The 18,315-nt window shown below is 49.1% G+C and carries 17 protein-coding genes; 15 read left to right on the top strand and 2 right to left on the bottom strand.

The window, feature by feature from the left end; translation table 11 throughout:
- The first annotated feature begins 47 nt into the window (after positions 1 to 47).
- The 4 genes from argH (at position 48) to EL268_RS07305 (ending at position 5,989) form a co-directional block, all read left to right on the top strand.
- Positions 48 to 1,556 (top strand): argininosuccinate lyase, encoded by a 1,509-nt coding sequence (gene argH, locus EL268_RS07290; protein ID WP_106655542.1) that lies wholly within the window; start codon positions 48 to 50, stop codon positions 1,554 to 1,556.
- Positions 1,556 to 2,572: an N-acetylglucosamine kinase gene (locus tag EL268_RS07295; protein ID WP_106655543.1), complete on the top strand. Its 1,017-nt coding sequence runs from the start codon at positions 1,556 to 1,558 to the stop codon at positions 2,570 to 2,572. Before argH ends, EL268_RS07295 begins: the two co-directional genes overlap by 1 nt.
- Before the next feature lie 10 nt (positions 2,573 to 2,582).
- Positions 2,583 to 3,320 carry a PIG-L deacetylase family protein gene (locus tag EL268_RS07300; protein WP_106655544.1) on the top strand — a complete coding sequence of 246 codons (738 nt, stop codon included), beginning with the start codon at positions 2,583 to 2,585 and terminating at the stop codon, positions 3,318 to 3,320.
- Positions 3,321 to 3,463: 143 nt separating this feature from the next.
- A complete protein-coding gene (locus EL268_RS07305) occupies positions 3,464 to 5,989 on the top strand; it encodes an SEL1-like repeat protein (protein ID WP_106655545.1) in 2,526 nt (841 codons plus the stop codon).
- A 60-nt stretch (positions 5,990 to 6,049) separates the two neighbouring features.
- Here EL268_RS07305 and EL268_RS07310 read toward each other — a convergent pair whose 3' ends face one another.
- Positions 6,050 to 6,430, bottom strand: coding sequence for a RidA family protein (locus tag EL268_RS07310; RefSeq protein WP_106655546.1), 381 nt, complete (start codon positions 6,428 to 6,430; stop codon positions 6,050 to 6,052).
- A 69-nt stretch (positions 6,431 to 6,499) separates the two neighbouring features.
- Here EL268_RS07310 and EL268_RS07315 point away from each other — a divergent pair, with 69 nt between their 5' ends.
- The 4 genes from EL268_RS07315 (at position 6,500) to EL268_RS07330 (ending at position 8,536) form a co-directional block, all read left to right on the top strand.
- Positions 6,500 to 6,757, top strand: a complete 258-nt coding sequence (locus tag EL268_RS07315; protein ID WP_106655547.1) for a hypothetical protein — start codon at positions 6,500 to 6,502, stop codon at positions 6,755 to 6,757.
- A gap of 82 nt (positions 6,758 to 6,839) precedes the next feature.
- Positions 6,840 to 7,397, top strand: a complete 558-nt coding sequence (locus EL268_RS07320) for a nitroreductase family protein (RefSeq protein WP_106655548.1) — start codon at positions 6,840 to 6,842, stop codon at positions 7,395 to 7,397.
- Between the two features lie 98 nt (positions 7,398 to 7,495).
- The gene (locus EL268_RS07325; protein ID WP_106655549.1) at positions 7,496 to 7,843 is read left to right on the top strand and encodes a DUF1801 domain-containing protein; all 348 of its coding nucleotides are present in this window, start codon (positions 7,496 to 7,498) and stop codon (positions 7,841 to 7,843) included.
- 78 nt (positions 7,844 to 7,921) lie between these two features.
- A complete protein-coding gene (locus tag EL268_RS07330; protein ID WP_007726579.1) occupies positions 7,922 to 8,536 on the top strand; it encodes a PH domain-containing protein in 615 nt (204 codons plus the stop codon).
- 250 nt (positions 8,537 to 8,786) lie between these two features.
- On the opposite strand, the gene EL268_RS07340 is transcribed toward EL268_RS07330, so the two are convergent.
- Positions 8,787 to 10,481 (bottom strand): PucR family transcriptional regulator, encoded by a 1,695-nt coding sequence (locus tag EL268_RS07340; protein ID WP_106655551.1) that lies wholly within the window; start codon positions 10,479 to 10,481, stop codon positions 8,787 to 8,789.
- A gap of 215 nt (positions 10,482 to 10,696) precedes the next feature.
- On the opposite strand from EL268_RS07340, the gene EL268_RS07345 reads away from it, so the two are divergent.
- From EL268_RS07345 to EL268_RS07375, 7 genes are all read left to right on the top strand, one after another.
- On the top strand, positions 10,697 to 11,305 hold the full coding sequence (locus EL268_RS07345; RefSeq protein WP_106655552.1) for an ankyrin repeat domain-containing protein: 609 nt from the start codon (positions 10,697 to 10,699) through the stop codon (positions 11,303 to 11,305).
- Positions 11,306 to 11,313: 8 nt separating this feature from the next.
- Entirely contained in the window at positions 11,314 to 12,225 is a 912-nt protein-coding gene (locus EL268_RS07350) for an oxamate carbamoyltransferase subunit AllH family protein (protein ID WP_106655553.1), read from the top strand.
- Entirely contained in the window at positions 12,207 to 13,751 is a 1,545-nt protein-coding gene (gene fdrA / locus EL268_RS07355; RefSeq protein WP_106655554.1) for an acyl-CoA synthetase FdrA, read from the top strand. Before EL268_RS07350 ends, fdrA begins: the two co-directional genes overlap by 19 nt.
- A gap of 2 nt (positions 13,752 to 13,753) precedes the next feature.
- Entirely contained in the window at positions 13,754 to 15,178 is a 1,425-nt protein-coding gene (locus tag EL268_RS07360) for a YlbE family protein (protein ID WP_106655555.1), read from the top strand.
- A gap of 81 nt (positions 15,179 to 15,259) precedes the next feature.
- Positions 15,260 to 16,741: a cytosine permease gene (locus EL268_RS07365; protein ID WP_106655615.1), complete on the top strand. Its 1,482-nt coding sequence runs from the start codon at positions 15,260 to 15,262 to the stop codon at positions 16,739 to 16,741.
- Positions 16,742 to 16,759: 18 nt separating this feature from the next.
- Complete coding sequence (gene arcC, locus EL268_RS07370; protein ID WP_106655556.1) at positions 16,760 to 17,710, top strand: carbamate kinase; 951 nt, start codon at positions 16,760 to 16,762, stop codon at positions 17,708 to 17,710.
- A gap of 27 nt (positions 17,711 to 17,737) precedes the next feature.
- Positions 17,738 to 18,190 carry a nucleoside deaminase gene (locus EL268_RS07375; protein ID WP_106655557.1) on the top strand — a complete coding sequence of 151 codons (453 nt, stop codon included), beginning with the start codon at positions 17,738 to 17,740 and terminating at the stop codon, positions 18,188 to 18,190.
- Positions 18,191 to 18,315: the final 125 nt, after the last annotated feature.

The raw sequence follows: 18,315 nt of genomic DNA on the forward strand, positions 1-18,315 counted from the left end.
AAATAGAAGCAGCTTACGAATGGGTAGGGAAGGAGATGCAAGATAAGATGAATTACAGAGAGCGAATTTTTCAACAGGAGGGAGCCAGTTTCCCTGGCAAGACATACGTGGAGGCGGTTTTGGAGCCTGCATTCAATGAAGCGAAGCACCATCTGCTGCATCCGATGATGGCGATCAACAAGGCACATTTGATCATGCTTCGTGAACAAGAATTGCTCACAGACGATGAGGCCAAAAGAATTGCTGGTGCACTGTGTGGGATCGAAATGGAAGAGCTGCGCCAATCGCATTACACCGGGCAGTTTGAAGATTTGTTCTTTCAGGTAGAGAGCCGTTTGCTGGAACTGGCTCCTGATGTGGCAGGAAATCTGCATCTGGCTCGCAGCCGCAACGACATGGGGATTACCATATACCGCATGGTGCTGCGTGAAAAATTATTGGTGACCTTGGCTTCTGCCCTCTATCTGAAAGAGCATTTGCTCCTCTTTGCAAATGAGCATGTGGATACGATTATGATTGGCTACACGCACACGCAGCAGGCACAGCCGACGACAATGGCGCATTACATCATGGCGGCTACTGACATGCTCAGCCGTGATATCAAGCGACTGATCCAAGCTTATCACACAGTCAATCGCTCACCGATGGGGGCAGCGGCCTTGACGACTTCTGGCTTTGCGATCAGCCGGGAGCGGATGCGCGAATTGCTCGGATTTGATGAGTTGGTCGAAAATTCCTATGATGCAGTCTGCGGCGCGGATTATTTGGGGGAAGTAGCGACAGCCGTTCAATTGGCAGCGATTAATTTGGGGCGTACGGTTCAAGATATGCTGCTGTGGTGCACACAAGAATTCGCGGGGTTAAAAGTCGCGAGTCCATACGTGCAGATCAGCTCCATCATGCCGCAAAAGCGCAATCCGGTTTCTTTTGAACATATGCGCTCTCTGTTGTCCAGTGCAGCAGGCAATGCGACGACAGTGCTTACGATGATGCACAATACGCCTTTTGGCGATATCGTGGATACCGAGGATGACATGCAGCCGTACGCGTGGCGGAGCATGGGAGTACTCGAGCAGATGTATCGCTTGATGGCGAGCGTTGTGGGTACGATGGAAGTGAACAAGGATGTCCTCTTGGAGCGGGCAAAGGGCAGCTTTGCGACCGTCACAGAGCTGGCGGATACATTGGTGCGTACGGATCAGCTTTCGTTCCGCAAATCTCATCACATCGTGAGTCGTGTGGTAAAAGAAGCGATGAGCGAGCAACTCGCTGCGAACCAAATCAGCTTGGAGCTGGTAAACCGTGCAGCCGTGGAAGTAATCGGGAGGGAGCTGTCGCTCACAGCAGAAGAGCTCAGATTGGCGCTTGACCCCGTTCATTTCGTAATGATCCGCAAGCTTCCTGGTGGACCAAATCCAGAGGAAATGAAGCGCATGATCGCCGTTCGTCAAGCGGTTCTCCAGCAGGAAACAGAATGGCTGGCACAGAAAAAGCAGGCGATTGCGAATGTGATGAAAGGGCTTGATCAGATGACAGCTGAATGGAGTGTGGGGTAATGGCAGTGGTGCGAATACCTCTTCTGGCAGTGGACGGAGGGGGCACCAAATGTCTGGCGGTACTGGTGGACCGCTCCAGAAATGAAGTCGGTGCAGGACGCTCCGGTTCATGCAATTATCAAGGAATCGGGGAAGAAGCGGCAGCTCGTGAGTTGGTTGCGGCGATCAGCCAAGCTATAGACGATGCGATCGCTCGTCAAAGCATTGCCCCCTTTATGAGCGGCACACCGACACAGGATGGACCAATCGAATGGGAAATCGAGTGCGCCGTGTTCGGGATCGCTGGTCTGGACACGGAGTATGATCGACAGGTGATTTCGCGGATGGTGAGCAAGGTACTGCATCAGCTCGGTGTTCGCGTCCAGCAGTTGATTGTGGAAAACGACGGGTTTGCGGCATTGCTCGGTGCAACTGGAGGCAAACCCGGCATTCTGGTCATTGCAGGCACCGGCTCGATTGCTTTTGGTGTAAACGATGAACAGGAAACGGCGCGAGCAGGAGGCTGGGGGCACCGGGTTGGTGACGAGGGCAGCGGCTACTGGATCGGCAAGCAAGCGATTATGGCTGTATTAAAAGCAGCGGATGGCCGCGGCGAGCCGACTGTATTGAAGGAGCTGCTCCTCCCGCACGTAGGACTTGGACGCGTAGATGAATTGTTTAACTGGACGTACAGTGAGCATTATTCCGTAGAGAAGGTAGGAGAGCTGTCGCCGTTGGTCAGCCAAGCGGCACTCGCCGGAGATAAGGTGGCAGCAGCTATCTTGCAGGTCGCAGGCGAAGAGCTTTTCGACGCTGCTCGGGCTGTCATCGATACGTTGCAAATGAGAGCCAAGCCGTTTCAGATGATCATGCAGGGAGGCGTTTTGCAAAACGATGATCGGGTACGAGAGATCGTTGTAGAGCGCGTCCGAGAGTACGCTTCGCAGGTTGTCATTGAAAATGCGCAAAACGATCCGATTTACGGTGTCATAGCAAAAGGATTGGCTTATCTAGAACGCCAATCGGGCGGTAAGTGAGGTGCCAGAAATGAAAAAAGTAATGGTCGTCTTTCCCCATCCAGACGATGAGTCTTTTGCCTGCGGGGGAACGTTGGCAAAGTGTAAGGACGCCGGACATGAAACATGTTATTTGTGCATTACCTCCGGTTGCAAAGGACGCAGCGGTCCATTCGATATCGATTGCAGAGAAAAGCTGGCAAAACATCGAGAGCTAGAGCTGAAAACAGCGGCGGAAGTGCTCGGAATCAGTCGTCTCGACTTGTTCCGGTACCCGGATGGTTCCTTGCAAAATGCCGATCTGGATGAGCTGGTGAGCAAGATTCGGCAAGCGATAGAAGAATGGAAGCCTAATGTCGTCGTCACGTTTCCGCCGGACGGGGTAACGGGTCATCCCGACCATATCGTCACGTGCGAGGCGACGACGCGAGCGGTCGAACAAGCGGAAGCGAGCATGACTCCGGCAGAATATCCTGATCTGTACTATGTTTCGATCCCGCACTACTACGATCATTGCCCGGATCATGGTCCAAAGCCAGCGGTTCCGATTACAGGCAAGGTCGATATTTCGGGCTATCGGACACAAAAAGGAGAGGCGCTGAAGGCTCACCTCAGTCAGGAGTATTCCGTGAACCGCGCTTATCCGGGAGTTATCGATGGGGACTTTGGCGTTATTGGCTGCTATGAGTACTTTACCTTGGTACGGTCAGCGGGCAAGGCGATCGAGCCAGTTGGTGTGGGTGGCAGTATTCCTGTCATTGAGCTGTAGTATTTCGAATAGAAAGGGCTGACCAGCATGATTCTTGCTTGTCAGCCTTTTTCATTGGATAGCCCATCGGTCGGATTGTTTTGCCCTGCTAGATTTGCTTACAATGTGATAAAGTGCAATTGGAAATCAAAGGGAGAGAAGTTATGTCACACAGAGTCTATGTATATAACGTCAGTGAACCTTCTCAAGCGCAAGACAACGACACGATGATGGTGGAATGGGGCTATGAGGTCCCCCTACTTTTGCAGCCGCTTTTCATAGAAGGTGGTTTGATCGCCGGAAACAATTACAACAACCATACCGAACCGGACAATTCCGGACTCTATTACGACGCGTCGGCAGGCATCGAAAATGGGAAGCGATTCTACGATTTCCTGGAGAGACAGGAAGGGTTAATTCGTAACAAAGAAGCGTTTTTGGAAGCGAGAAATCAGCTTTTCAGCTATCTGGAGAAACGAAAGCTTCCGTATTTTCACATCGATGCCTGGGACGTATTCAATATGGATGACATCCCACATGAAGAGCAGGCGGAAACATTGCGCGCCACTATTGCCCATAACAACGAGATCATGACAAAGGCAATGGACAGCGATGACATCTCGGTGCTGGACTACTCCGAATTGATGGACGTGAACCCGGGCTTTCGTTCATTTGCCGAGCTGCTCAACTATGAGGACTATCAATACGGCTGGGGACACATCTGGCAGCCTTATGAAGAACAGCCCGACGTGGAGATTTTTGAGGAAGCCGGCTTGCTAGGTCTCAAAGACGCAGAGGGAAACGTATTGCTTGCCCCTCAGTTCGATGCCTTTTACGATTTCGCTTCCGAAGATCTCGCAGTGGTCGCCCGAGATGGCAAATACGGCTATGTACATAAATCCGGGAAAATTCTTATTTCATTGGAGTGGGAGGATGCCTACGATTTTGAATACGGCTCTGCTTGTGCCATTGTCAAACGAAACGGTCGATATGGTCTGATTAATCTCGAAGGCCAAACGATTGTCCCTACCCACTATGAAGAGTTAGAACTGCTTGATTACCAAGGATTTTATACGGCAAAGAAAGACGGAAAGTGGGGCGTGCTGGACCAAGCTGGTTCTGTAACGATAGATTTTGAGCATGAAGAAGCCTTCAAGTTCGGGGACGGATTTTACCATACAGCGGTCATAGGCAGGAAAAATCGGAAAATCTTTAATGAATATTGGCAATACGTCGGAGACTTCCCCTTGACGGCGCTGGAACATATTGGCGAAGGGCTCCTTCTCGTCAAACCGCACAAGGATGCAAGTCACAGCACCTTGTACAAAAAAGACGGCACTGTCGGCGCATCCGGCTTCGATAAACTGAATCGGCAAACCTATTTTCCGAATCTGCTCGTCCTGCGCAAGGGGAAGAAGTACGCCGCTTACGGCAAGCAGCAGGAGAGCCTTCTGTTGCCGTACGAATACGATGAACTGATTGATTTGCAGGTTTATACAGAAGCAGGGCAGGGCGATCAGGTGCTGGCGAAAAAAGATGGAAAGCTAGGCGTTTTTTATGGTGATGCCGATCAGCCAGCATGGCTATTCCCCTTGGAGGATTATGAGAACATTTTTTGGCTGCATCAGGATGCGTATGCTTTGAAGAGAAATGGACTATGGAGCATTGCCTTATCGCCGGAAAAGCGATGGAGCGATTTCGAATTCGATATGGTGGTGAAAAAGGATCTGGTCGAGGGTTTTGCTTATGCCTTCAAGGGCCACGACGTTTATGTAGTAAGCGAGTACGGGCTGTCGAGGGCAGATAAAACGCTCGTGCTGGAGGATGTCGAAGATCGTTATTACACCAATTGTTTTGATGCCGAGGTTCGCAAGCGACTGCTGGCCTATGCCCAAGGGGAGCAATCCGATGGTGACAGCATAGATCAGTACACGCCGGTAGAAACGTTGTACAACCTGGGCATGGAAGCGTATGAAGCAGGTGATTATGAGAAAGCCATTCTGTACGATACTCTTGCTGCTGAAAAGGGCTATCCCCCATCCATGAACAACCTTGCGCATACGTATTACAATCTAGAAGGCTTCGTGGATGCCGATAAAGCTTTTTACTGGTATGAATTAGGGGCTGCGGCAGGCAACCACCATGCTATGAATGGATTAGGCTGTTGCTATCGACACGGGATAGGCACGGAGCCTGATGCCGATCAGGCAATGTACTGGATGGGCAAAGCGGCAGAACACGGTCATGCGCTGGCTCACAACAATCTTGGCGCCATCTATTATGACGGGGAGCTGGTGCCGCAAGATTTGGACAAGGCCCTCTGGCATTATGAACAGGGAGAGGTATTAGGGTCTCCGGTTTTTGACTGGCTTGGCTATTTGCACGATTCAAAAGGGAATTACGAAAAGGCGCTGCATTATTATCAGCAGGATTACGAAGCAGGCAGCGATATCAGTGCCTATAATTTGGGGATTTTCTATAGTAATGGGTATGGTACAGCCAAAAATATCGACGCCGCCATCACTTATTTTCATGCTGCTTTGGAAAGAGATTACCCGCATGCCCATATTGAACTGGCAAGGATTTACCGGAACGAAGCACAATATGCGGACGAGCTCCTGGCCAAAAAGCACATTGAAGAAGCCGAAAAGGCAGGTCTTGATATCCCTGAGGAGCTCACACAATCGTAGAAAAAGCAAAAAGCGGATCGACAGAAAAAGTAGTCGGTCCGCTTCCAACTAACCAGCATGCTAAACAATAGCTTCCACTTCAATTTCAACGAGCAGACGCGGGTCAATCAATGCCTTGACCTCAACCATCGTAGCGACAGGCTGAATCTCGCGGAAGAACTCCCCGTGTGCTTTGCCGATCTCTTCCCACTTGCTGATATCCGTTACAAACATCCGCGTTCTGACCACATGAGACAAATCCGCATCTAATTCTCGCAATGCTTTCTCAATCGTCTCCAGGATAAACCTTGTTTGTTTATAGGCATCGCCCACACCAATGACTTCTCCATCCTTCATGGCAGTGGTGCCAGCCACTTCAATCCGGTCTCCTACTCGGATTGCACGGCAATAGCCAACGATAGGCTCCCAAGGTGAACCCGTGAATATTTTCTTTCGATTCATAGTAGAAGCGCCCTCCTTTTCCGCAATAATTGGAATATACTACAAAAAAGAAGGAGAGTGGAATGGTTTATGGACTTTTTTCTCACCCTTTTTTCCAAGTACAAGTGTTTGATCCACACCGTGTTTGGTCATGAAGAATACACTCGCGTGGCATACAAGCTGAATGCTCATGGCATTCATTTTCGGACACGCAGTCACTCTCATACGCTTCGTCATTTAGGGGGAGACATGGGGATGATGGCCCGAGCAGAAGATCGTACGCAGTATGACATCTACGTGGCAAGAGAAGACGAACACCAAGCACATGTAGCGATACATTCTCGGTGAGGGATACCTGTACGTATCCTGACAACCTCCGATATAATGATTGGGATCAGTAAGAAAATGGTACAACCGAGGAGGAACCAGCATGTCCGTACTAGAGGCACTCAAAAGCAGAAGAGCCGTGCGTAACTATATTCCGAAAGAAGTAGAAACAGAGAAAATCAAAGCGTTGCTGGATTGCGCAGTGTTAGCCCCGAACGACCGCTTGCGTCAGCCGTGGCATTTTTATGTGATCAGAGGAGAAGCGAAGCTGAGGTTTGAGGAAATCGCGAAGGAATTTTTGCTGGAACGTTTTCCGACCAAGCCGAATCTCGTGCAGGATTCCTTGGCCGTCCTGGAAAAAACACCACTCGTCATTGTCGCCACCGCTGATGTAATCCCAGGGGATGAAGCATCCTCAGAGGATAATGAATATGCGGTGTGCTGCGCGATTCACTCCATGTGGCTGGCAGCGAAGGAACTGGGACTTGGCATGGTATGGCGCACGAGAGGAATCGGCTTGGTTCGCGACGAGCGCTTGCTGCAATTCCTCGGATCACCTGAAAATAAAAAGGTCGTGGGCACCCTGTTCATTGGCTATCCCGAGGCAGATGCTCCTGAGACCAGTCGGGTAGCAGCGGAAGAAAAGACGACTTGGCTGTAATCGATAGAATAGCAATCCAGAAGAAGCCTCCTATTGCATCTGTCGATTATCATAAAGACAAGAAGCACCATCACTTTTGGGAAGCGGAGGACTATTGATTGAATCAGCAAGTAACGGATTATATCCAAAACATAACCAATGAATCTCAGGTAGAAGTTTGCAATCGGATTCGCCAGCTCATCCATGAAAACATCCCGAATGTAGAAGAGCAGGTGAAGTATAAGCAAGCTTTTTATTCCATTCAGGGCAAACAGGCATGTGTGTATTTTCCGGCAAAGGACTGGATTAACGTGACGTTGTTTCAAGCGGCGAATCTGGATGCTCCAGCTGGCTTTTTCGAGAAGTCTGATCATGCTGACCGGAAGACCATCAAAATACGGAACGGAAAAGAATTTGATTTTGATGTCCTTGCAGGCCTCCTCAAAAAATTGGCTGAAGCACAGTAGTTTGTTGCAACTAACTCTCCCCGTGAACGTATAAATGGTAAAGGTTTAACCGTACATATCGAGGGGAGCTGTTTGAATATGTTTGGAAAGCTTGCGGCAGACGCACTTGGCTTGAGCAATGTGGGAATCGTGGTAAAACCAGCGGATTACGACAAGGTGGACGCTGATGATTACATCATGCACGAGGACCATGAGAAAATTTATTTTTTGATCAAATCCAAGTCCGATGAGTACTGCTTCACCAATCTGGGGCTGGTTCATCTGGATGGAACGAGTGCCACCAGCAAAAAACGCATGCTGCGCCGCTATTCCTACCATACACACCCGATTTCTGACGTGTATCTGGAAACAGCTGGAACTGTCGATTTGGATGTAGAAATCAAGTTCACCATGGGCAATGAGCACTACTCGATCGATGTCAACAAAAAGCATTTGGAGGAGCTAAAAGACCTCTACAAAGCCCTTGTGAAGATCGCATCGATTATGCACGATAACGAACTTGCACTCCAGCATGCCAAAGAAAGCCTCCACGTCGCCCAAAGCACACTGGGCCGCGTAACAGGCCAGCAAGCAGACGTAGCTTCACAATTCAAGTCCATCAACCAATACACCTTCGATTGGCTGGAAGACATCCGATACAAGTATGTCGTCAAAGACTTTGGGAAAGTCTTTGAAAAATATATTCATAACTAAAAAGTAGTAATAATAATGAAGAAAAAAGAGCCTCTTTAAAGAGGCTCTTTTTGTATTTTAAGCGAAATCTTCGACATGCTCCTACTCTTACGAGTAGTTCAAAACGAGCAACCCAAACAGCTGTACGGGAAGGTGTGTCACATGTTTGGAAGGAGACCGCCCGAACGTAGTGAGGATACAGGCGACTGGAAAACATGTGGCACGCCTTTCTCCCGACCGCAGCAGCAGGAAGACAACGCTCTTTCGAGCTTTACTCCTTGTGCAAAAGCTTGCCGATCTTGAGCGCCAGCTGGATTTGAAGCAGCTCCTCCGAGTTTTTCAAATCCATGTTCAAAATTTCTTTGATCTTCTCGATCCGGTAAATAAACGTATTGCGGTGAATGAACATCGCTTTCGCCGCTTCACTGACATTTTGATTGTACAGAAAGTAATTGTCCAAGGTCACCATGAGGCTCGTGCCGAACTCTTGATCATGCTCGTACAGCTTCCCCAGACGCTTCAAAAAGAAGTCTTCCAGTTCAATGTCCTTAATGTTGGAATCCAGGAAATGATAGACGGAGTAATCATCGAAATGAGAGACGTCGCCCTTGCTGTTGAACTTCTGCATCAGGCGGATCGCTTCATGTGCTTCGGAAAAGCTTTTATGCAGCGAAGCGATGTTTTTATACTGACGACCTACCCCAATAAAGAACAAGGTTTTCTTGATTTTATCCACAAGAGCGCTGTACAGCTCATTGGCGAATTGCTTGGCTTCACTTGCAGACACCACAGGGCGATGTTCATTTTGTCCGATAAGGATGATGATCCGATTGTTCCGATAAAAGCAGGTGATTTCTCCAGGAGCTTTGCTCGAATAGTCATAGACGAGATCCACGCATTTTTTTGCGATCCGATCCAGCTCGTACTTGCGATCGATTATATCCTCCAAATTTTCCAGCTCAACCGGCTCGATATTAATGACCATACAAAAATACATGTAGCTCGATTGCAGCCCGTGCAAGTCACATAAGGTTTGCAGCGAGTCAGTCGAAGTGATTTTCCCTGTAAGCAAGTCATCGAAAAAGTCTTGTCTGATCTTCAGCTTCACTTCCTCGATTTCCCTCGCCTTGATCCGCTCCAGTGCTACGATGGTGGACGCCTGCTCCAGCACGATGTAGTCAAATTCAGTCAGCTCCCACACGGTTTGCCAGACGACGATGTACCCGTAGATGTGGTTGGCAACGGCAACGGGTAGAATCCTGCATTTCACCTCATCATCTTTCGCATGGTAGATACGCTTGATCGACTTTTTGATCTGGCTAATATTTTTCGGGACGGACTCGGTGAAGTCACGGGTAAAAACAGGTCTGTTTTTGCTCAAGGTCAGACAGGAGTCAAGCGGAATCGGATTGTGCCAGATTTCCGTGTAATGGAGCAGATGCCAGTCCTGATCCAGAATAAGGATCGGGTTGTTGATGGTCTCAGACAGCTCGGAGGCGATGCGATCCAGTCCGCCACCTTCGAGTGCAATGCGAAACAGCGCATTATGCATGTCCAGTGTTTTGCGGTTCAACAAATCATAGCGCCCGGAGGCTTTCTCGTTAATAATGGCAATCACTTTAGACAGCGTGTATTCAAAAGGCAGGGCCAAGAGCGGCAGTCCATACTTGTTGGCATGATCAATCATGTTTTGCGGGATTTGATCAAAATAGCGGTGCATCTTGATAACGAGCCCGGAGCAGTTGATTTCCGCCAGCTCCTTGATGATTTTATTTTGCAGTTCGGGATTGTCCTTGAAAATATATCCGGTGGAGAGCAGTAATTCATTGGAAGACAGCCAGTCAAAAGCATCCGGGTTCTCCATGATATTGACGATGGAGATGACGTTATTGATGCCTTGCTCTCCGGCGATGATTTTGATGCCGTCTATCGATTGAATGGTAAGCAAATCTTTGATGGTCAGCACCCTGTTCACTCCTTTGCCACAAAAGAATCCCTGTAATTGTGCAATGTGCACAAGTGAACCTCAATTTTTTTAGTTTCCATACACAATGACGATTCCATTCTCCCTGTCTAAAATAATGATGTAAGTACGGGGTGCTTGTCTAATTGTTTTTTAAAAGAGCAAGCGCTCAGCCATCTTGGCGGGTTGTTCAATCACGAGATCATGGAGGGCTTACTATGACAGACAAAAGCGTAGTACAGGCATTTCTCGAGGCAGCGGCTGAGGGGAATATCGAAGCACTGAGAAAGCATCTGGAGCAGGGCGTAGATATTAACGCAAGAAACAGACAAAAGCGTACAGCGATTCTGACTGCTGCCATGAACGACAAATTGGAAGCGGTATCGTTTTTGGTAGAAGCGGGTGCAGATGTAGATTTGCAGGATGAGACATGCTTCAACCCGTTCTTGTTCGGTTGCATCAACGGCAAGCTGGAGCTTGTCAAAATGATGATCAAGGCAGGAACAAACCTGGAGCTGTTGACTCGTTTTGGTGGAGTAGGGATTACACCAGCGTGCGAAAAAGGTCATGTGGACATCGTTCGTGAGCTCGTAACGACGACTGACATTAACGTCAACCATACCAACTTTGTGGGTTGGACACCACTGATCGAAGCGATCATCTTAGGCGATGGCGGCGAGAAGCAGCAAACGATCATCAAGCTGTTGATTGAGCATGGCTGCAATGTGCACATGGTAGATAAGTACGGCGTAACACCGCTTGAACTGGCGAGAAGAAAAGGCTACACCGAGATCGAAAAAATCTTGCTGGAAGCAGGAGCAAAGTAAATCATCCCATGTTCATCCAGGCGTTGTCTGGCGATACCGGTTTCCTTGAGCGTTTGGCACGAGCAAACTTTAGCGGGACCGTACACAGTATTTTTGAGCGAACGATCAATCTGACATGCAGCGAAAACGGAGAATTGTACACCCTTGGCAACCATCAGCTAGACAATGCACCGAACACGCTCATCATTGATGTACAAGGCTTTTCGGGGCTGGGGCTATCCGTTAACGCTCCGGTCATTACGGAAGAGAACACGCTCGTTATTGGAGCGGATTTACGAATTTGGACTCAGCAAGCAACAAAGTGGGAAGGTGAGCTTCCTTCCTATCCTTGTGACATAGAAGGCGTAGAAGTATTGCGCAGAAATGTGGCGTTCACGAAGAACTACGTGGACGTATACGGCAAGACGGGGGGCATGAAAATGTCCTCCCAACCTGCCAGTCCGTTTGAGAAAGAGATGTCCCGTATGCTGATCCAGCGTGCAGGCATGCTTTCCGACGATCTGGCGAACAACCGCATAGAGTCAGCTACTCAGCATGCGATAAGTCTAATCGGTCTGGGGCCGGGGTTAACACCATCGGGTGACGATTTTTTAGTGGGATTGTGCAGTGTATACAAAATGCAAAACATTTCCTCTTGTTTGTCATGCCCATTTTTCGATGAAATCGTCCGTTCGTCCCAAGCATTAACGAACGAAATCAGTGCGATCACGCTGAAAAAAGCAGCCCATGGACAAGTAAGGGAGTCGCTAAATGACTTGCTTTCATGCATGGTGTCCGGCTCCATGGAAGAGCTTGTCCCTGCTTTAGACAAAATCATCGGGATCGGCTCGTCGTCGGGTACGGATATCCTGCTTGGCATCCTATGTGGTTTGGAACGAAATCTAGAAGCTGGAGGTAATGTATGTCTACCAAAGTCGTAATCAAGCAAAGCACGTATTTTGACTCGGTATCCCTGATGTCTCTGTCTACAAAAGCGAATCAAATTGAAGGTGTCGAACAAGCGGTGATCGCGATGGGCACGGACATGAACAAAGAGGTATTGAAAAATGTGGGCTTGCTCACACCTGAGCTGGAAGCAGCGAAAACGAGCGACTTGATGATCGTGGTGAAGGCAGCGACAGACGAGCTGTGCGAGAGCGCTCTCATCGCTATCGAAGAACTGTTCAAGAAAAAAGGCGGCAGCAAATCTGCAACGGAGATCAAATACTCCACGATTGATTCAGCGGCAGCCAGCATTCCAGAGGCAAACCTCGCTGTCATCTCAGTAAACGGTGCATTTGCGGCAAGAGAAGCGAGAAAAGCATTGGAAAACGATCTGCACGTCATGCTGTTCAGCGACAACGTGAGCATCGAGGAAGAGATCGCCCTCAAGCAATTCGCGCATGAAAAAGGCCTTTTGATGATGGGACCTGACTGCGGTACGGCGATTATCGGCAATGTGGCGCTGTGCTTCGGAAACGCCGTGAGAAAAGGCAACATCGGGATCGTAGGCGCATCTGGTACAGGCAGCCAAGAGGTGAGCGTGCGTATCCACGACTTCGGTGGCGGTATCACGCAGCTGATCGGTACAGGCGGACGCGACCTGTCCGAGCAAGTCGGCGGCATCATGATGCTCGACGGAATCAAAGCGCTGGAAGAGGATGAGGCGACAAAGGTCATCGTGCTCATTTCCAAGCCACCAGCACCAAGCGTTCAGGAAAAAGTATTGGCACAAGTGAAAAACTGCAAAAAGCCTGTGGTTGTGTACTTCATTGGTGGAGAAGAAACGCCAGTTCTGGAAGCAGGCGGACATTTTGCAAAAACGAGCAAGGAAGCAGCCATCAAAGCAGTTGTGCTGGCTGGCGCCAACGAAGACGAGCTCAACAAGCGCGCTCTCAACTGGCCGCTGATTGAAGAGGTACGGGCAAAGCTGACACCGGAACAAAAATACGTTCGGGGACTGTTCTGCGGCGGTACCCTGTGCGACGAAGCGATGTACCTCGCGATGGAAAAGTATGAAGACGTATACAGCAACATTCAAAAGAAAGCGGACTACAAGCTGAAAAACATCCATGAGAGCAAGGCACACACTTACCTCGACATGGGCGATGACGACTTTACAAACGGCAAGCCGCATCCAATGATCGACCCGTCCTTGCGCATCGCTAGATTTATGGAAGAAGCAAAAGATCCTTCCGTCGGCGTCATTCTGATGGACTTCATCTTGGGCTTTGGTTCCCACGAAGATCCTGTCGGCGTGATGCTGCCAGCAATCATTGAAGCAAAAGCGCAAGCTGCCAAGGAAGGCAGACACCTGGAAATTCTGGGCTACGTGCTGGGTACCGACCTCGATACACCGAACTTTGATGAGCAAGTGAAGAAGCTGATGGATGCGGGTGTAACGATTGCAAGCAGCAGCACGAACGCAGGTCTTCTGGCTAGAGAATTTGTTGCGAAAGGGGAATAATCATGAGCAAAATCAACGAGCTGTTTAACGGAAAAATTCATGCGATTAACGTAGGGATCGAGTTTTTCAAAGACGATATCATCAAGCAAAATGCGAATGCGTCTCATCTGGATTGGAAGCCACCAGGCGGCGGAAAGCCTGAGCTGATCAACGCTCTCGACAGACTGGAAAACGCTGCTGTCGCTCAGAAAATCGCTGCGGCAAACAAGCTGGCGGTAGAGCGCATCATCAACTCCCAGCCGATGCTTGTTGGCTTCGACCAAGCGATCAATGTGGTACCAGGCATGACAAAAACCACGATTCTGCACGCAGGCCCGCCCATTACTTGGGACAAAATGTGCGGCGCGATGAAAGGTGCCGTAACTGGAGCAATCGTATTCGAGGGCTTGGCAAAAGACATCGAGGAAGCTGAACAGGTAGCTGCTTCCGGCGCAATCACGTTCTCCCCATGCCACGAACACAACTGCGTAGGCTCCATGGCAGGTGTGACATCCGCTTCGATGTTCATGCATGTGGTGAAAAACAAGACGTACGGAAACGTCGCTTACACCAACCTGAGTGAGCAGATGGCTAAAATTTTGCGCATGGGCGCCAACGATGAAAGCGTCATCGCCCGTCTGAACTGGATGCGCGATGTATTGGGACCCATGCTGCGTGATGCGATGAAAATTGCGGGCGAAATCGATCTTCGTCTCATGCTGGCGCAAGCGCTGCACATGGGTGACGAATGCCACAACCGCAACAACGCAGGTACGAGCTTGTTGATTCAAGCGCTGACTCCGTACATTTTGGAGACAGATTTCACAAAAGAACAAAAACGCGAAGTATTCGATTTCGTCGCAAGCAGCGATTACTTCTCTGGCCCGACATGGATGGCGATGTGCAAATGCGCACTGGACGCAGCGCATGGAATCGAGAACAGCACGATTGTCACTACAATGGCGCGCAATGGGGTAGAGTTCGGTATCCGAGTAAGCGGTATGGCTGGCAACACCTGGTTTACTGGACCAGCACAAAAGGTAATCGGTCCGATGTTTGCAGGCTACAAGCCAGAGGATTCCGGCTTGGATATCGGGGACAGTGCGATCACCGAAACATATGGGATCGGTGGCTTTGCAATGGCGGCAGCTCCAGCGATTGTTGCACTTGTAGGCGGAACGGTTGAAGAAGCGATCGGCTTCTCCACCACGATGAAAGAAATCACGACAGCAGAAAATCCAAACGTCACGATTCCACTCTTGGACTTTAGAGGAGTACCGACAGGAATCGATATTCGTCAGGTGATCCAAACAGGCATCCTGCCGATTATCAACACCGCCATTGCGCATAAAGACGCAGGTATCGGCATGATCGGTGCGGGTATTACGTATCCGCCGATGGAAGCTTTTGAAAAGGCATTGCTCGCAGTGACGGAAACGATTAGCTAACAGCTTTTCATCCTAGGTGACTCAGCTTTCGCGGCAAAAGAAGGTTGCGAAAGCTGGGTTGAATGAGGAAGGTGAATGAACATGGGACAGGCAAATGTAAAGGAATCATATGAAGAATTCAAGTCCTATGGATACGCGGACGATATTTTGCCGAAGACTTCCGAAAATCGAGATTGGGGCACCTTTAACTACGTGACCGTGTGGATGGGCGCTGTGCATAATCTCATGTCGTACATGACTGTAGCCGGATTCTTTGTCCTCGGATTATCCGTTCCGCAAGTCTTGTGGGCAGTCATGATTGCTGCCTTGATTGTTTCGGCTGGCTATGTATTGAATGGCTATGCGGGAACGAAGTACGGAATTGGCTATTCGATGCTGTTGCGCAGCTCCTTTGGTGTAAAAGGCTCGATCATTCCTGCTATATGTCGCGGGCTTATCGCTGGTGTTGTGTTTTTTGGGACCAAAACAATTATTGGCGCACAATCCTTTAATGTCATTTTTGAGAAAATATTCCCTGGCTATATGAATATGGTTCCAGGCTTTGATTTTCTCGGATTAGATTTCCCGACCATGCTTTCTTATGTGATCCTCTGGGTCATTACAGTTGGATTGTTTTTAGGTGGAATGAAAATTCTCAGTCTGTTTAGTAAATGGTCTTCACCGATCATCTATATTTTCATTGTAGGTGCAGCGATTTGGGCGATCAGCGTTGCTGGCGGATTTGGTCCGATCTTTGCTTATGCTCCTGCCAAACCGATGGAGAATTGGCTTGTCTTTATCGCATGTGTAAGTGCATTGGTATCGAACTGGGGCGGCCCGATTGTCAATATTGCAGACCTTACGCAAAGGGCAAAACACCCAAAAGCTCCGATGATTGGTCTGCCGCTTGGGATGATTGCATCCTACATCCTGTTTGGAATTACGTGTGTAGGATTGTTGGTTGGAACACAAATTGCGTTTGGCATCACAGACTTTAATGTCGTCGCTGCCATTGATCAAATTGGGAATCCTGTTGCCGTCATTATCTTGTTGCTGGCACTGAATATAGGTTCGACGAGCTATGTTGTGTTTGGGAATTTGCTTCCATCTGGACTGCAAATGACAGCGCTTCTTCCGAAAATGTTTACTGTGAAATCAGCGGCTATCTTGACAGCTGTATTGGGGACTGTCATTTTACCTTGGAAGCTGGTGGACGGTACGGCCGCGCTGTATATGTTCTATAGTTTTATCGGCTCCATGTACGGTCCAATTACGGGGATCATGCTGGTCAGCTTTTTCATTGAAAGAAAAAGAAAGCTGGATCTATCAACCATCTACGTAAAACCAGGTGAAAACGGAGAATACGAAAACGGCTTTAATAGGGTGGCATGCGGCGTATTGATCGTCAGCTTCTTGATTACGCTATCCGGCTCTTTCTTGCCAAATGTGCCACTATTGGCAAACATCAGCAAGTCAGCATTCCTTAGCGGGTCGATCATTTCCGGCGTTTTATATGCGCTGTGCTATAGATGGAACAAACCAAGCACGATCACGCAGAGTGAAAGAGCTGCAAAAGTATCTTAACAAGGGGAGAAGTGCCCAGTGGAAAAACTCGTTATTGTTGCAATCGGCGGCAACTCATTGGTTAAGGATAATGGTCGCAACACGATTCAAGACCAGTATGAGGCCGTATGTGAAACTGCAGCAAATATAGCAGATATGGTGCAAGAAGGTTACAACGTTGTCGTTACGCACGGCAACGGACCGCAGGTTGGATTTGCTTTGCAAAGATGCGAAATCGCGAATGAAGTGTCCGGGATGCCTACGATCCCGCTGGTCAATTGCGTGGCGGATACGCAGGGGGGAATCGGCTACCAAATCCAGCAGGCACTCACCAACGAATTTGCCAAAAGAGGAATCAACAAAAAAGTGGCGAGCGTCATCACACAGGTAGAAGTCAGCAAGGATGATCCGAACTTCGAAAATCCAACGAAGCCAGTCGGCTCCTTCTTCACGCTGGAGCAGGCGGAAGAGATGCGCAAAGAGCATCCGGACTGGGTATTTATCGAGGATTCCGGTCGCGGCTACAGAAGAGTGGTGCCTTCCCCTAAGCCAATCGACATCGTGGAAAAAGACGCAATCAAATCGTTGATCGAAGCGGGATATGTGGTAGTTGCTGTTGGCGGCGGCGGTATTCCGGTTGTGAAAACGGGCGAAAATACGTACGATGGGATTGATGCTGTCATCGACAAAGATTTTGCCACCAGCTTGCTGGCAGAGCAGATCGATGCACAGACATTGATCATTACGACAGGTGTTCCGCAGGTGTGCATTAACTTCGGCAAGCCGAATCAAAAGGCGCTGGAGCGCATCACGGTAGAGGAAACGAAGCAATACGTTCGTGAAGAGCACTTCGCAAAAGGCAGCATGCTGCCAAAAATTGAGGCCAGCCTGAGCTTTTTGGAGAAAAACGGGTCAAGTGTGATCATTACGAACCCAGAGAGCTTAAAGGATGCGATTACGAACAAAGCAGGGACACACATCGTAAAATAATGGCCTCTTGAGGGAGGATGCAAGACAATGGATTACATGAAGCTGGCAGTGGAAAAAACGATGGAAGGTATGAACAACAAGCTCGGTGGTCCTTTCGGGGCGGCTGTCGTCAAAGGGGACGAAATCATCGCTGTATGCAGCAATCGCATGATGGCAGATATGGACCCGTCCCAGCACGCAGAGATGGTAGCCATTCGCGAAGCGTGCAAGACCTTGGGCACGATGGACCTGACAGGCTGCGAAATTTACGCGACATGCGAGCCTTGCCCGATGTGCGTGGGTGCTATCATCTGGTCTGGCATCAAGGTCGTTCATTACTGCTCAACTGCGGAGGATGCGCATGAGAACGGTTTTTCGGATAAGCATCTTCGCGACTATTTTTCCGGTAAGGATCAGAGCGTTTTGAACATGATCAAGGTCGAGAAGCGTGAGGACTGCGATCAGTTGTTTAGGCACTATCTTCAGTTGAACAAAGAGTAGAAGGTAATTGAATAGCGGACAAGAAACACGGATGTAAGGGCCTTATAAGGGCCCTTTTTCTCTTTGTTATTTTCCCTGTATCTTACCGCCATGATTGCTTGTCTATTAAGATGCGTAGGCTTGTC

It is taken from the genome of Brevibacillus brevis (assembly GCF_900637055.1).
Classification (GTDB): Bacteria; Bacillota; Bacilli; order Brevibacillales; family Brevibacillaceae; genus Brevibacillus; species Brevibacillus brevis.

What these genes read in the sequence shown, in the direction of transcription:
- argH (WP_106655542.1), top strand. Translation starts at nt 48, where the DNA reads ATGAATTACAGAGAGCGAATTTTTCAACAGGAGGGAGCCAGTTTCCCT.
- EL268_RS07295 (WP_106655543.1), top strand. Translation starts at nt 1,556, where the DNA reads ATGGCAGTGGTGCGAATACCTCTTCTGGCAGTGGACGGAGGGGGCACC.
- EL268_RS07300 (WP_106655544.1), top strand. Translation starts at nt 2,583, where the DNA reads ATGAAAAAAGTAATGGTCGTCTTTCCCCATCCAGACGATGAGTCTTTT.
- EL268_RS07305 (WP_106655545.1), top strand. Translation starts at nt 3,464, where the DNA reads ATGTCACACAGAGTCTATGTATATAACGTCAGTGAACCTTCTCAAGCG.
- EL268_RS07310 (WP_106655546.1), bottom strand. Translation starts at nt 6,430, where the DNA reads ATGAATCGAAAGAAAATATTCACGGGTTCACCTTGGGAGCCTATCGTT.
- EL268_RS07315 (WP_106655547.1), top strand. Translation starts at nt 6,500, where the DNA reads ATGGACTTTTTTCTCACCCTTTTTTCCAAGTACAAGTGTTTGATCCAC.
- EL268_RS07320 (WP_106655548.1), top strand. Translation starts at nt 6,840, where the DNA reads ATGTCCGTACTAGAGGCACTCAAAAGCAGAAGAGCCGTGCGTAACTAT.
- EL268_RS07330 (WP_007726579.1), top strand. Translation starts at nt 7,922, where the DNA reads ATGTTTGGAAAGCTTGCGGCAGACGCACTTGGCTTGAGCAATGTGGGA.
- EL268_RS07345 (WP_106655552.1), top strand. Translation starts at nt 10,697, where the DNA reads ATGACAGACAAAAGCGTAGTACAGGCATTTCTCGAGGCAGCGGCTGAG.
- EL268_RS07350 (WP_106655553.1), top strand. Translation starts at nt 11,314, where the DNA reads ATGTTCATCCAGGCGTTGTCTGGCGATACCGGTTTCCTTGAGCGTTTG.
- fdrA (WP_106655554.1), top strand. Translation starts at nt 12,207, where the DNA reads ATGTCTACCAAAGTCGTAATCAAGCAAAGCACGTATTTTGACTCGGTA.
- EL268_RS07360 (WP_106655555.1), top strand. Translation starts at nt 13,754, where the DNA reads ATGAGCAAAATCAACGAGCTGTTTAACGGAAAAATTCATGCGATTAAC.
- EL268_RS07365 (WP_106655615.1), top strand. Translation starts at nt 15,260, where the DNA reads ATGGGACAGGCAAATGTAAAGGAATCATATGAAGAATTCAAGTCCTAT.
- EL268_RS07375 (WP_106655557.1), top strand. Translation starts at nt 17,738, where the DNA reads ATGGATTACATGAAGCTGGCAGTGGAAAAAACGATGGAAGGTATGAAC.